Raw genomic sequence first — 14,031 nt, forward strand, 5'->3', positions numbered from 1 at the left:
CTTTTCCGTGTAGCCACACGGCACCCTGTGGGAGGCCGGCCTTGCCGCCGCCTGCCCAACAGCCAAACACAACAGTCCTGGGCGCCAATGCCTGGGCCAGCCCGACCAAGGGCAATCAGATTTGCGTGCACTGCAGTACCCCCTTTGGGGGCCAAAGCATCGCAACCACGATCCACCGGCCATACTCCATAGATGGCCCTCAAGCAGGAGAACCTCACCATGCTGAGCTGGGACGAATTCGACAAAGAAGACGGCGAAGTAGCCGCCAAAGGCAACACCCCTGCGCAGGCCACTGCCGCTGCCACCCTCGACAAGCTGGACAGCGCCGGCGGTGCCGCCGCCCTGGAAGCCCGTGCCGCCACCGCTGCTGATTCCGAAGCCGTGAAGCGCGCCAAGGCCGCCCTCGACGCCCTCGACATCGCCGAAGGCCTGGCTGAGCTGGAAGGCTCGTCGGCCCGCGTGGCTGTTGACGAAAAGCGCATGATCAACTGCCGCGCCGACCTCAACCAGTTGGTACCGTTCAAGTACGACTGGGCCTGGCAGAAGTACCTGGATGGCTGTGCCAACCACTGGATGCCGCAAGAGGTCAACATGACCGCCGACATCGCACTGTGGAAGAGCATGGACGGCCTGACCGAAGACGAGCGCCGCATCGTCATGCGCAACCTCGGCTTCTTCTCCACCGCCGACTCGCTGGTCGCCAACAACCTGGCCCTGGCCGTGTACCGCCTGATCACCAACCCGGAATGCCGCCAGTACATCCTGCGCCAGGCGTTCGAAGAGGCGATCCACACCCACGCCTACCAGTACTGCATCGAATCGCTGGGCATGGATGAAGGCGAGATCTTCAACATGTACCACGAGATCCCGTCGGTCGCTAAAAAAGCCGCCTGGGGCCTGAAATACACCCGCGCCATCTCCGACCCGGAATTCAACACCGGCACCGTAGAAACCGACAAGGAGCTGCTGCGCAACCTGATCGCCTACTACTGCGTGCTGGAAGGCATCTTCTTCTACTGCGGCTTCACCCAGATCCTGTCCATGGGCCGCCGCAACAAGATGACCGGCGTGGCCGAGCAGTTCCAGTACATCCTGCGTGACGAATCGATGCACCTGAACTTCGGCATCGATGTGATCAACCAGATCAAGATCGAAAACCCGCACCTGTGGGACGCGGCGATGAAGGAAGAAGCGACCCAGATGATCCTGCAAGGGACCCAGCTGGAGATCGAATACGCCCGCGACACCATGCCTCGCGGCGTGCTGGGCATGAACGCGGCAATGATGGAAGACTACCTCAAGTTCATTGCCAACCGTCGCCTGACCCAGATTGGCCTGAAAGAAGAATACCCAGGCACGACCAACCCGTTCCCGTGGATGAGCGAGATCATGGACTTGAAGAAAGAGAAGAACTTCTTCGAGACGCGCGTGATCGAGTATCAGACCGGTGGGGCGTTGAGCTGGGATTGATTGCCCAGGCTGAACATCAGGAAGGCTGCCAATTGGCAGCCTTTTTTACGAACGCAATTTGCCTCCCAACGTTTTCAGTCCAACCGCTGCATCCGCAGCTCGTGCGCCAGCATGTCGATGAAGGCCCTGACCTTGGCCGAACCATACTTGCTCTCCCGGTGCAGCACATGGATCGGCCAGGGGGCCTCCTCGTATTCGGCCAGAATCACCTGCAACTGGCCGCTGGCCAACTCGTCTGCGACCTGATACGACAACAACCGCGCAATCCCCAACCCTCCGACGGCCGCCGCAATAGCCCATCATTGCTGGTGACCATCAGCCGCGGCTTCATGCGCACCAGGGTGGGCTCATCGGTGACCCCGAAGCGCCAGCCGGCCCTCGGGGAAAGGTTGGTGGTGCCGATCACGGCATGGTCGGACAAATCCGAGGGATGCCGTGGGGTGCCGTGGCGCGACAGGTACCCGGGCGAGGCGCACAACATGCGCCGCACCTGGCCCACGCGCAACGCCCTGAGCCCGGAGTCGGGTAACGGGCCGATGCGCACGGCCACATCCATGCCCTCCTCCACCATGTTCACCACCCGGTCGAGAAAGTAGGCAGACACATCCACCTGCGAGTAGTGCTGCAGGTAGCGCACGATACAGGGCATGACGAATTTCTTGCCAAACAGGCTGGGCGCGGTCACCGCCAGCTCCCCTTTAGGGTTGGCGTTGATGCCGGCAGCGGCTTCGTTGGCCTCATGGATGCTGGCCAGGATATGCCGTACGTCCTCCAGGTAGCGGCTGCCGGCTTCGGTCAGGCGTACGCTGCGCGTGGTACGCAGCAGCAGTTTGACCCCGAGCTGTTGTTCCAGGGCGCTGACCGCACGGGTGACGGCAGCCGGGGAAATGTCCAGGCGGCGGGCGGCGGCGGCAAAGCTTTCCAGCTCACCTACTGCGACAAACACCTTCATCAGGTGGATCTGGTCCATTCAGGCTCCAAAGGCTTCGAGGTAGCAGGGTACACCGCTGGCTTACTCCTTGAGGGCCCAGCGCAGGGAAACAGCAGCTGGGCGCCACACGACCTGCTCCACACGCAGCGTCCATAACCGCTGTGCGCCTTCAAACAGGTGAACCGCGGGGCTCTCCAGCAGTACCTCGGCGTGCCCGCTTAGCTGCAGCACGCTGCCGCTGGTGAAATCAATGAACAGCAAACCGGCCAGCGGGTTCAGCAGCAGGTTGCCCAGCGTGTTGAAGTGCAGGTTGCCAGCATAGTCCGGGATGGTCAGAACATTGCCTTCTACCTTGATGAACCCCGGCCTGCCGCCCCGGTGAGACACATCGACCGAGCGCTTGCCGTCGTCATGCTCCACGTAGCTGGCAACAAAGAAGGTATCGGCGGCCTGGATCAATGTTCGGGTGGCCGCGTTCAGGGTGGTTGATTCCTCACGCCGCTGGGCGGGCGCATCGACGCGCTTGTAGTCACGCGGCTGAATGTAGCGCGGGCAGTTTCCAAAGGATTGCTCCACTGTGACCTGCAATTGGCCTGACGCCGAGTGGTGGATCTGCCCATTGAGACGGTTGCGTCGACCCGTGTGCAGTTCGATACCCAGCAACCCAATGGCCTGCCCAGGCCGCAACCCGGGGGTGGCGGGATCATCCACTGACAACCCGGCGTCGATGGTCAGTTGTTGGGGACTCGGAGAACGGATAAACCCTTCCGGCCCTTCAAGCAGGGTTGCCCAAGGGCGACCCTGGGCATCCACACTGGCCGCCACCAGGAACGGCAGTTGCTGGAAAAAGCTGCGGTGCTGCTCGGGCATATGGTCACGAATGACCTTTTGCCCGACCGCCTCCATGCGCGCCGCTACCCCGGCCATTTCCTGCAGGCTTTTCTCGCCCGCATGCCAAGGTGAGGCGCGGAGGTGCTGAGGCTGTTCCATAACGGCGCTCCTCATGAGGGCGGGGGTGTCAGGCGCTGGTCTGCAGCCCGATGACGGTGCGCGGCATGGGCACGAAACCAGGCAACCCTTCGATGCGCGCCAGCCAGTTACGCACGTTGATGTAAGGCTCCAGCGATACGTTGCCCTCAGGGGCATGGGCAATGTAGGAGTAATTGGCGACGTCAGCGATGGTGGGCGTATCACCCACGAGGAAGGGTGCTTTGGCCAGCTCGGCGTCCATTACCTTGAGCAGGGTGTGGGCGCGGGCGATCACTTCGTCGGTGTTGAACGAGGCCCCGAATACGGTAACCAGCCGGGCCGCAGCAGGGCCAAACGCCAACGGCCCGGCCGCCACCGACAGCCAGCGCTGCACACGTGCAGCCGCCGCAGGGGCCTCCGGTAGCCAGGCCCCTTCGCCGTATTGCTTGGCCAAGTAGACCAGGATGGCGTTGGAGTCAGCGATCACAGTGCCATTATCGTCAATGACCGGCACCTGCCCGAACGGGTTGAGCGCCAGGAAATCCGGCTGCTTGTGTGCCCCCTTTGCCAAGTCGACAAGCACCTGTTCGGTTGGCAGCCCAAGGAGAGAGAGCATGAGTTCGATGCGGTGGGCATGGCCAGACTTGGGGAAGTTGTAAAGCTTGATGGGGCGAGGCATGGCTTGAACTCCAGGTCAGCACCGGGGTGGGCTGGTGGAGCACATGCTGCACCGGATCACAACGCAGAGGAATCAGTGTGCGGGGTAATCCATAATTTCATTGGGTGGAATAATAAGACCATTAATCGTGATTGAAGGCCTGGGGCGGGTGAGCCCTCTCCCACCGGCAGGTAGACACTTAATGCAACACCTGGCCCTGTGGGAGAGTGATGACTGCTACATATCAAACGCCGAAGGCAGCACCACCATGTCGCGGATGGTCACATTGCGAGGGCGTGTGAGCATGTACATGACCGCATCGGCCACCACACAGGGTTCTATGAGGCTGCCAAGGGCCAGGGCTTTCTGCAGGTTTTCTGCCGGCCAGTCAGCGAGCAAGGCGCTGTTGACCGGGCCGGGTGACACGGCCGCCACCCTGATGCCCTGGTCTTTGACCTGGCGGCGCAAGGTTTGTACGAAGCAGTTCACAGCCCACTTCGACGCCGAGTACACAGGCTCCCAAGGGACAGGGAAATGCCCGGCGACCGAGCCTGTGACGATGATGTCGCCGGTGCCTTTGGCGATCATGTGTGGCAGCACAGCGTTGATGTTCTTTATGACCGCGTTGACGTTGAGGTTGAGCATGCGGTCGATGGCCAGGGGGTCGGCCTCTGTGAAGTTGCCACCCAGGTAGCTGCCTGCGTTGGCATAGAAAATATCCAGCCCGCCTGCCTGATCCACAATCCGTTTGAGCAGAGTGGCACAGCTGTCGTTGTCCAGTAAGTCGATCATCAACGGTGTCGCCTGCGGCCCAAGCCGCTCACATGCAAGCCCAAGGGCGGTTTCATCCCGGTCTATCAAGACCACGTGGGCCCCCGCCAGTGTCATTGCTTCTGCGGTGGCCAAGCCGATGCCAGAGGCGGCACCCGTGATTGCTGCAACCTTCCCTTCCAGTTGATAGGACATATTCAGCTCCTGCTTGCCTTCGTAAGGCATGTTGTAATTGTTTGGGCAGAAATGTTCACGTCTACATTTTTGGCCGTTCAGCCTTGTCACGGCGCTGAATCTAGGTGCGTGACAAGCAGAATGTCAACGTCTACATTTGTAAGCAAATACGTTGAGGATGAACCGGGCTGCCGCCTCAGCCATGCAATGTGCCTTTGATTGTGAGGTCTGCCTGGATGCGTCCGGGCTCGTCTATGGCTTCGAACAACATGCCAATGGCGCCAGCCCCGGCTTCGTAGCTACTGTGGCTGACACACGCAATGGGCTCGCCATAAAGTTCGGCGTACGGAACCTGATCGATGCTGAACAGCTGAATGTCCGCCCTCGACAGCCCTTGGCTGCGTAGCGCTTCCAGAGCGCCCAGGGTCATCAGGTTGTTCAGGCCGAAGATGACCTGAGGCCGCGCTCCGCCTTGCAGGTAAGCCGCGGTCCGGTCGCATGCAGGCGCCTGTGTGTAGTCACCCTCAAGCACATCGAGGGTAACCGGATCTGAACATTCCTCTACCGCCCTGCGGATCCCGGCAAGACGGGCCTGGGTGATGGCCGAGCGCGCGGGGCCACCTACCACCAGTACGTGGCGATGGCCTTGGGCAAGCACCGCCCGCATTCCCCGCAAACCGCTTTCTTCGTTATCCAGGTATACACCGGCGAACGTGGCATCGTGCAGCTTCCTGTCAATCTGCACTACCGGTATGGCGGCCTGCTCCAACTTGGGAAGGTAAGCTGGGCAATAATCTTCAGCATCAGAAACCACTGACAGAATAATACCTGCCACCTGGTAGCTGAGCAGCGTGTCGACTGCCTTCTCCTCAAGCGCCGGGGAGCCATCTGTGTCGAAAAGCATCAGGGTGTAGTCCCGGCGCTTGGCTTCGCGGGTAATGGCTTTGATGATCTCGCCATAAAAGGGATTGTCCAGGCTGGCGGTAACCAGGCCGATCAACCGGCTCTCCTGGTTTTTCAGGCTGCGGGCAAATGCATTGGGCACGTAATTGAGCTCGCGGGCCACTTCAAGAATGTGCGCCAGGGTCGACTTCTTCACTTTCTCCGGCTGGTTGAGCGCTCGCGATACGGTGACAGTCGTCATGTTCACGCGCTTGGCGATATCGGTGATCGTAGCTTTACCAGGTTTGGCCATGTCGAATCAGCATCAGGAGGCGGTGCGTCGAGGGTACACGCAACATTGTCAGGTGAAAAATGCCGTGCTAGTTTTATTTCAATGTTGACGTTTACATTGCCTGTCGATTTAGCCCAGTTCTAATCCTGAGCCTTCACACCAGGCTGAAAATGTAGACGTCAACATGAGCCAATAAAAACAACCAAAGGATGTGCTCATGAACTATGTAGTTGGGGTAGACATCGGTACGCAGAGTACCAAGGCACTGCTGATTTCAACTCAAGGGGCGATCGTTGCTCAGGCCTCCGTGGGCTACCAGGTCGAGCAGCCAGAACCACTCTGGGCTCAGCAATGGCCTGACGTGTGGCTGAAGGCGGTTTACCAGGCGGTCGCCAATGCCGTCGCCAGCAGCAGCATCCAGCCGAACGATATCAAAGCCATCTGTGTTAGCAGCCTGTACGGCGGGTCGGGCATACCGGTGGACACAGCGATGATGCCACTGCACCCGTGCCTCATCTGGATGGATCGCCGTGCCACGACAGAAGCTGACTGGGTTCGGCAGAATATCGACCTGGCCTACCTTCACGACACGACCGGCAATGGTGTGGACAGCTACTACGGCTACACGAAGATGCTGTGGATCAAGCGCAACAGGCCAGACGTGTGGGCCAGGACGCATTATCTGCTGCCACCCAACAGCTACGTGCAGTATCACTTGAGCGGGTGTGTGGCCGTAGACCACAGTTCGGCAGGCAATATCGGTGGCGTGTACGACATCAAGCAACGCATTTGGTCCGTCCCCCTACTCGAGCGCCTGGGGATCGACCCCCAGCTCATGCCGCAGCGCCTGGTCGACTCAGGTGAAGTCATTGGTGAACTGCTGCCTTCACCTGCCCGGCTGATGGGGCTCAGCCCTGGTATCCCAGTCGTGGCTGGTGGCGTGGACGCGGCGATGGCAACGCTCGCAGCCGGCGTGCTGACCCCGGGCAATCATGTGGCGATGCTCGGGACCAGCATGTGCTGGGGCTTCGTCAATCGCCGCACAGATGCACAACTGGGGCTTATCAGCATGCCCTACGTGCACAAGCCGGCCGATTACCTTTACATCTTCGGCGGCGCCATCACGGCGGGGGCTTCGATCAGTTGGTTTCGGGAGCAATTCTGTACACGGGAAAAACACGCGGCCGCCATGGGCGTTGGCGTGGACGTGCACCAGTTGATGGAGGACGAAGCAGGCAAAACGCCGCCGGGGGCAGACGGCTTGGTGTTCCTGCCCTATATGATGGGTGAACGAAGCCCCGTCTGGGACGCCCAGGCCAGCGGCGCTTATGTGGGCCTGTCGTTGTACCACACCAGAGCGCACCTCTATCGTGCAGTACTGGAAGGGCTGGGCTATGCCCTGCGCCATAATATCGAGCGCGGTCGCCAGGGCGCCGAGCGCCTGGACCCCGAGTTGATCGTGGTAGGGGGCGCCGCAGCCTCCGACCTGTGGATGCAGATCATTGCCGATATAACCGGGTATCCGGTACTTACCATCGAGCAAGCCGTAGAAGCACCGCTGGGCGCGGCCATGCTGGCAGCGCTGGCCACGGGCGACATTGACGACCTGGCCAACGTGCGTGGGTGGCGCACCCTTGAACGACGCGCCACGCCCAACCCTCGCACCCAGGCGTTATACGATCAGCTGTTCTCGGTCTATTGCGACCTGTATCCAGCGTTGAAGCCCAGTATGCACCGGCTGGCAGGGCTGGCGCCTACTGCGGATGAGCCGCTCAAGATACCCACGCCGCTGAGCGTCCCGCCCTCCCCGCCTGCAGTTGAGGGCACTAGCGCCTACCTGCAACCGTCGGGCTAAGATTTCAGCTCACGTTGCCGAATGCTGAAACGCATAGAGTTTGCGCACGGCATCGATTACCTGAGGCACGCATGCCTGGATATCCTGCTCGGACATCTGATCGAGCAGTTCAACGTTATCTTCCAGCCCGTGCAGCGAAATAGCCCTCAGCAGTGAGTCTTGCGCGGCGGGCAGTGCAGGCCAAGCGGCAACCTGAGTGCCGCGCATATAACCGAAACACCACTCTTCCATCACCGTGACAGGCCCCTGCTCGCTTTCAGTTTCTTCAAACAGCGGCACGAAGTGGTCAACGTCTTCCTCCAACTGCTCTGCAACCTGGCTGGCATAGCGCAGCATCAGGGCCGTGTAGGCCTCCTCATGGGCCGGTTTCTTGAACTTCGGCACGCTGCCACCGGCCACGGCAGGCAACCATTCCCCAGGATGCACAGTCGTCGGGGAGCTGGCCAATGCGGTGAAGAAGCCATTGAGCTCCGCGAGGTTGAGTACGGAGTAATCGTTACCGTAGGTGATGAGCAAGTCTTCGAGGCGGTCGAGCTCTTTATCAGTGAGCGTGGGGAGCATGTACAGGCATCCTGGGAAGTGGAACGTCGGGGCACATTAACATAGCTGATGCCTAGCGAGCCCGCGCAATCCTTGGGCGGGCCGCCCAACAGTCACTGCAACCAGCTTACCAGGCGGTGTTGATTGTTGCTGGCGAGCAAGAGCCATAAGAGGATCCGGCACTTGCGCGGACAAAGCTGGCCTGCCATATGGATACCTTTCGCCTGCAGGTCTATCTCCCCACCGACAAAGCCGTAGGAAGACCGAGCCGTGGGACCACTGCCGGTGCGGGTGGCGACAACTACCGGCAACATTGATGCAATGCTTCCCAACGCTGCCGACCAACTTTCGGAGACATGACCTGCGCCGAAGCCGGCGATCACCAAACCTGCATATCCAAGCTGCGTGACAGCCATCAGAAGATCTGTATCGGCGCCCAGGCACGACTCAAGCAGCGCTACCTTGTGATCAGTACGAAGAGGTAACGGCAGTGCCTCCTTTCTCTTGATTGCATGGTGATAAACGACAGAGCCCTCTAAAAGAAGGCCTAGCGGGCCGCAACCTGGGGACTTGAACGCAGACGTGGACAAGCTGGCTGCCTTGCGAACTCTAGACGCCGCATGAACCTGATCATCCATCACTACCAGCACGCCGCGGCCGCGACTGGTATCCGCCAAGGCAACCTGTGCTGCAGCGATGAGATTGCCAGGCCCATCATTACCAGGCTGACTGGCGGATCGCATGGCCCCGGTCATGACTAACGGCGCATCAAATGGCCAAATCAGATCAAGGAAATAAGCAGTCTCCTCCAGGCTATCGGTACCTTGGGTCAAAATAACCGCCACAGCACCGGCTTCTACCTGAGATCTGGCCCACGCGAACACATCCAGCAAAGCAGGAAAATCCAGCGATGCACTGGGCAGGAGCGCCAGGGTTTCCACCTCAAGCAACGCCATAGCCTGCAATTCAGGAACTTGCGCTACCTGCTTCTCACAACCGAGCGCTGGCTTCACGCCGCCTGCCAGCAAATCTTTCCTCATGCTGACCGTGCCGCCCAGGCTGGCAATGGCAAGTTTGGGTAATTGTTTAAGTGTGGTCACAAGGCGCCCCCCGTCAGTAGGCCTACGATTGGCACGATTGTCAGAACACCGATCGCCATGGACGCAACATTGCCAACATACCCATGCATATGGGCTGGCAAACGTTGGGTAATCGCAACCGCCAGGGGCGGAGTGGTGAGCGCCCCCAGTACTGCACTGGCGACTACCACCTGCCAACTTCCACCGTATAACAGCACAGCGGCTGGCACGATCGAGACGATGGGAATATAAGTCGGATACCAGCCTCGTGCCCGCCACTCTCCTCGCCAGAACAACACCCCTATGAGCGAGGCCAAGGCTTGGCCTGTAACGATGGGAATCAGAAGCATTGACCCGTAGGCAGGCGCACCGGGTGCAAGGAGGTAAGCAGCGCCAACGCCTAGCAGTAAGCCGAGGCTGGCCCATTCATTACCGAAAAATGGAGCTTCGGTAAAATCCGCAAGCACACGCCGCACCACCCAGAGTATTCCGTAGTCAGTTTGGCACGCCGGAGCGGGTGTGACCGGCGGTTGGTCAGACCGCACCAGCGCAGGAAATTGCTTGCACAACACGAATGCCAGAATGCTCGCGACGGCCATACCACTTACATTGCCGACCACCGCAGGCAGCTCCAGCGGGTAGCACACGTAATTGACGATCAAGAGGCTTGCCGGCGTTACCAATACGGCACCAAGCACTGCGCCGTTGATTGCTACCTGCCAACCGCCCCCGTACAGAAGCACCATCGCCGCAGGCAATGATACAAAAGCCACGAACGTCGGTTGCCAGATACCGGCGGTGAGTGTCCATCCCCACAGCAGATGGCTCAGCAGCAGACCCAATAACGAGCTGGCAAATACCCAGGGCCATAGCCCACTGCCGTAGCAAATGGCGAAGCCTTGCCAGCGATAACCTCGCAAGCCGGCCCAGTGCGCAATGCATGCTCCAGTCAGCAGGCCAAGCGCGGGCAATTCGTGTTTGTAGAAGGTGACCTCGCTAATATCGCCCACTATCCATCGCAGGCGATTGATTGGTTCGTCGAGTGACGCAGTAAGCTGCCCATAATCAAGCCACTGATCGTTTATGAGGCCTGTGACCAGGAGGGTCACGAGGCCGGCAAGAACGTAGAGTGATAGGCGCTGGGGATGCAGGAGTCGGGTAGTGTTCATGTCACCTCCTCACCGTGGCAGAGGTGCATGCAGACGGTAACCCAGGGTTTCGTCGTACAGGTCGGTCCGCCGGTCACGCGGGAGGTCATTGAGGTTGTTCCAGATCGGTGCAGAGCGTGCGCTGCTCAGGTCGATGTCAGCGTAGAGGATGGTCTCCTCCTCTGGGCTCGCTACTTCGCCAATCGGCCAACCATGGGTTCCAGCAATCATTGAGCAACCCAGGAACCGACCTCCTCGCTCGCTTCCAATGCGGTTGGCAGCAGCAATGTAGACGTTATTCACGTGGGCAGCTGTCATGGTCAGATAATTAGCCATGCAGCGGCCGGACTCATCGAAGAGTGGCGGCGGAGTCCATACCCAATTGTTCAGGCTACAGATCAGATCTACACCCTGTGCGGCCATGACGCGTGTTACTTCCGGAAACCAGATGTCCCAGCAAATCAGCAAACCGATCCGCCCAATAGGCGTCTCGAATACAGGGAACCCGAGATCGCCTGGAGTGAACCAGAGCTTCTCCTGATTCCACAAATGCGCTTTTCGATAGTGCCCAAGTAATCCATCAGGGCCCAATAAAACAGCGCTGTTGTACAGTTTCATGCCCGCCTGTTCGACGAAGCCGGCTACTACGTACACCTGGTGGTCCCTTGCAAGATCCGCCCATGCAGCAACACTCCGTCCACCTTGAAGCGTCTCCGCATGGGCATAGGCTTCAGCGCGCGAACTGAAGGTGTATCCCGTGTTGGCCAGCTCAGGCAGCACAATTAGATTGGCTCCGGCTCGGATGGCTTTACGGGCCAACGCCAGGGTTCTGGTCAGGTTTGCGTTGCGGTGTTCAACGCCGACCTGGGGGTCGGACTGAACCACAGCGATGCGCGCAGGGCTGACCGACGTGTGCATATCTGGCATGACTGCCTCCTTCTTGTGATTGTTCTTGAAGGCGGTCAGTAGAGCGGGGTTTGATCAAGGCTATAAAGTCAGGTGGTTCCTATAGACACGTAGTACACAGCTGCTGGCGGTGTAGGATTTTTTACGGAAAGCACTGTCGGCCCCGCTATTTTTCCACTTGATAGTGCGGGTAGTGCTCAAGGGTGAATGCACCATTGAATGTGGCTGATGTGCGTTCGCATAGATTGATGACAGCATCGAGGGCTGTACGTAGACAAGGTTCTGTCCAGCCAGCGTCTACAGAAAATGACTCGCCGGCCAAGTACAAACCGGAATGGGCACTGAGGTCGCGGTTGTACTTCATCAAGCTGACGGCGTCGTAATAGGTACCCGCCCGATACAGCTTCGCACAACCAAGCGCATTCCTGTCCGTCATCCAACGTTGCACTCGAACATTCTGACAATCGACGTAGGGTGAAATTGGCTGGCCGACGTTGGTGCACTGAAGAAGAATACGATCAAGCTCGGCGATACATTTATTGGCCAGTTCACGCTCTGAAAACGACGCCAGTTTCGTCGCATCGTCCTCCCACGTGTAGCTGAGCAAAATACAATCATCCGCATAATGCTCGTTATAGCGGTAGGCATAAACATCGTGTACGAAGCTGTCGGTGATCAAAATCTGAGGGATTGACGATTGGCTGTCCAGGAAGCTCTTTTTGAGCGGTGCATATACTTTGCAACTCGTCTCCCAATGAGCATGCTTCCAGGCGTCTATAATCCTCTGGGGCAGCATCTGCTGGGTGAAGCCGGCGAGAGTGATATTCGTCTCAATGAGCCAGGAAGGCGTAGTCAAGATGACGCTATCATAGTCTTCGTACACCAACGTACTGGCTTCAGGATCGCTGTGTCGCCATTTATACCCCACTTGGGTGCGACCATCTTCCAGCTTCTGCAAGGAGACCACTGCACTGTCAGTCAGCAACCCGTCCTCTCGCTGCACGAGATGTTCATAAGGTGATAGACCTAGTTCAGTAATATTCATGAACATCAGGCTCTCATCCAAAGCAGCCAGGCCCATGTACGCAGGGCCTTGGAATAACACACCCCTGCTGTCCGGCACATGCTCCACCCCGAGGTGAGGCGCAGCGTAAGGCACACCCTCGGGGTCCACACGGCCATGTACCAGTTGCAGGTGGCTGCTGAACCCAAACAATGCTGTACGCAGGGGGTACAAGCAGCAGACATCATAGAAGGCGCCCCAGCTGCCATCGCCGATCCCGATGGAATAGAAAATGGCAGATTCATTTTGATTCATGCCCAACCCGCCAAAATCACCCGGAGTAGAAGGATCCCATTTGATTAGCTCAGGCAGGTTGACAAGGTCTCTGAAAGACAACCGATGATAGCGCTCAACGATTGAAGACCACGCCTGCTCCCACTCGCGTGTTCCATAAATCGAAGCGACATGAGCTGCAAAACGCTGCGCAAATCGTTGCCATTTATCGAAGACTTTTTGAAGCAAGGCGCCCGGTGGTGGTGACACGCCCTCAGGGTTTTTCCAAATCAATAATTTGGCATCATCGGCTTCGTCAACTTGGCCATTTCGTAAGTAAATGCCTGTTGCGTTGACCCATGGTGTTCCGGGATTCGGAAAGGGAGAAAGACGCAGTTCGAACAGGCTCGCGTAGTAGGCCAACAGGGATCGCCCCTCCTGAGGTGCCTCGCCCGTTCTGTTGAAAAACGGCATACGCATGGCGCCCATCTCGAAGGGGGTGCTCGGCGTTTTATGATCACTCGCGCGATTGGCAAGCGTCAAATGGCGGCCGCCAATACGGTTGGACTGCTCAATCACAGTCACACATTCAAAGCCACAACGTAGCAACTCGCGGGCTGCAGTCAGCCCGGTAACCCCGCCCCCGACAACGCAGATACGATGAGTAGAGCGAGTAGCCTGAGCGACACCACCTTGCTGCTCAACTAAGCGACGATAGTCGAAACACAGATCTGGAGGATTGGGAAACCGGGCGGCCCATGGTTCCAAGCGGAGCGCAGGGTCTATTTCCAGATCTGCAGGATGATTGTGGGTTGAACCAATAGTCATTTGTGAACGCTCTTCGTGTTTGAAGAGCAGAAGGATGATTGCTTCGCTAGGCCTCGCTGCGTTAAATAATCACAGCACCATCACCATCAGAAGCAGCAGAGCGAGGCGCTTGTATCTAGGCAGGCCCCAGGGGCGACGGTTCACGACCCCCGACCAGCGTCGCTTTTTTATCGCACAAAGACAAAACCCCTACCTGCATGTGCAGATAGGGGTTTTGCGAAATGAATCTTGACGATGACCTACTCTCACATG

Annotated in this window: 10 protein-coding genes and 2 pseudogenes; 2 read left to right on the forward strand and 10 right to left on the reverse strand. The window is 58.6% G+C overall.

Going from position 1 to position 14,031, the window contains the following annotated elements; all coding sequences use genetic code 11:
• Nucleotides 1-219 precede the first annotated feature (219 nt).
• Nucleotides 220-1,470: a ribonucleotide-diphosphate reductase subunit beta gene (locus IAE33_RS21375; RefSeq protein WP_028634571.1), complete on the forward strand. Its 1,251-nt coding sequence runs from the start codon at nucleotides 220-222 to the stop codon at nucleotides 1,468-1,470.
• Between the two features lie 74 nt (nucleotides 1,471-1,544).
• Here IAE33_RS21375 and IAE33_RS21380 read toward each other — a convergent pair.
• From IAE33_RS21380 to IAE33_RS21400, 5 genes and pseudogenes are all read right to left on the reverse strand, one after another.
• A pseudogene (locus IAE33_RS21380) lies at nucleotides 1,545-2,440 on the reverse strand (LysR family transcriptional regulator).
• Nucleotides 2,441-2,485: 45 nt separating this feature from the next.
• Nucleotides 2,486-3,391 (reverse strand): annotated as a pseudogene (locus IAE33_RS21385) (pyridoxamine 5'-phosphate oxidase family protein); the annotation flags it as partial.
• 28 nt (nucleotides 3,392-3,419) lie between these two features.
• On the reverse strand, nucleotides 3,420-4,049 hold the full coding sequence (locus tag IAE33_RS21390; RefSeq protein ID WP_201164982.1) for a glutathione S-transferase family protein: 630 nt from the start codon (nucleotides 4,047-4,049) through the stop codon (nucleotides 3,420-3,422).
• Between the two features lie 216 nt (nucleotides 4,050-4,265).
• Nucleotides 4,266-4,994: an SDR family oxidoreductase gene (locus IAE33_RS21395; RefSeq protein ID WP_201164983.1), complete on the reverse strand. Its 729-nt coding sequence runs from the start codon at nucleotides 4,992-4,994 to the stop codon at nucleotides 4,266-4,268.
• Nucleotides 4,995-5,169: 175 nt separating this feature from the next.
• Nucleotides 5,170-6,168 carry a LacI family DNA-binding transcriptional regulator gene (locus tag IAE33_RS21400; RefSeq protein WP_201164984.1) on the reverse strand — a complete coding sequence of 333 codons (999 nt, stop codon included), beginning with the start codon at nucleotides 6,166-6,168 and terminating at the stop codon, nucleotides 5,170-5,172.
• Nucleotides 6,169-6,364: 196 nt separating this feature from the next.
• Between IAE33_RS21400 and IAE33_RS21405 the strand changes: the two genes are divergently transcribed.
• Nucleotides 6,365-8,002: an FGGY-family carbohydrate kinase gene (locus tag IAE33_RS21405; RefSeq protein WP_201164985.1), complete on the forward strand. Its 1,638-nt coding sequence runs from the start codon at nucleotides 6,365-6,367 to the stop codon at nucleotides 8,000-8,002.
• Nucleotides 8,003-8,011: 9 nt separating this feature from the next.
• Here IAE33_RS21405 and IAE33_RS21410 read toward each other — a convergent pair whose 3' ends face one another.
• From IAE33_RS21410 to IAE33_RS21430, 5 genes are all read right to left on the reverse strand, one after another.
• Entirely contained in the window at nucleotides 8,012-8,563 is a 552-nt protein-coding gene (locus tag IAE33_RS21410; protein WP_201164986.1) for a UPF0149 family protein, read from the reverse strand.
• A gap of 92 nt (nucleotides 8,564-8,655) precedes the next feature.
• A complete protein-coding gene (locus IAE33_RS21415; protein ID WP_236407135.1) occupies nucleotides 8,656-9,582 on the reverse strand; it encodes an asparaginase in 927 nt (308 codons plus the stop codon).
• 56 nt (nucleotides 9,583-9,638) lie between these two features.
• Complete coding sequence (locus IAE33_RS21420) at nucleotides 9,639-10,790, reverse strand: hypothetical protein (RefSeq protein WP_201164988.1); 1,152 nt, start codon at nucleotides 10,788-10,790, stop codon at nucleotides 9,639-9,641.
• A 9-nt stretch (nucleotides 10,791-10,799) separates the two neighbouring features.
• Nucleotides 10,800-11,687: a nitrilase family protein gene (locus tag IAE33_RS21425; protein ID WP_201164992.1), complete on the reverse strand. Its 888-nt coding sequence runs from the start codon at nucleotides 11,685-11,687 to the stop codon at nucleotides 10,800-10,802.
• A 154-nt stretch (nucleotides 11,688-11,841) separates the two neighbouring features.
• Nucleotides 11,842-13,779: a flavin monoamine oxidase family protein gene (locus IAE33_RS21430; RefSeq protein WP_201164989.1), complete on the reverse strand. Its 1,938-nt coding sequence runs from the start codon at nucleotides 13,777-13,779 to the stop codon at nucleotides 11,842-11,844.
• Between the last annotated feature and the right edge of the window lie 252 nt (nucleotides 13,780-14,031).

This window comes from Pseudomonas sp. S60, assembly GCF_016647865.1.
In the GTDB taxonomy this organism is placed as follows: Bacteria; Pseudomonadota; Gammaproteobacteria; order Pseudomonadales; family Pseudomonadaceae; genus Aquipseudomonas; species Aquipseudomonas parafulva.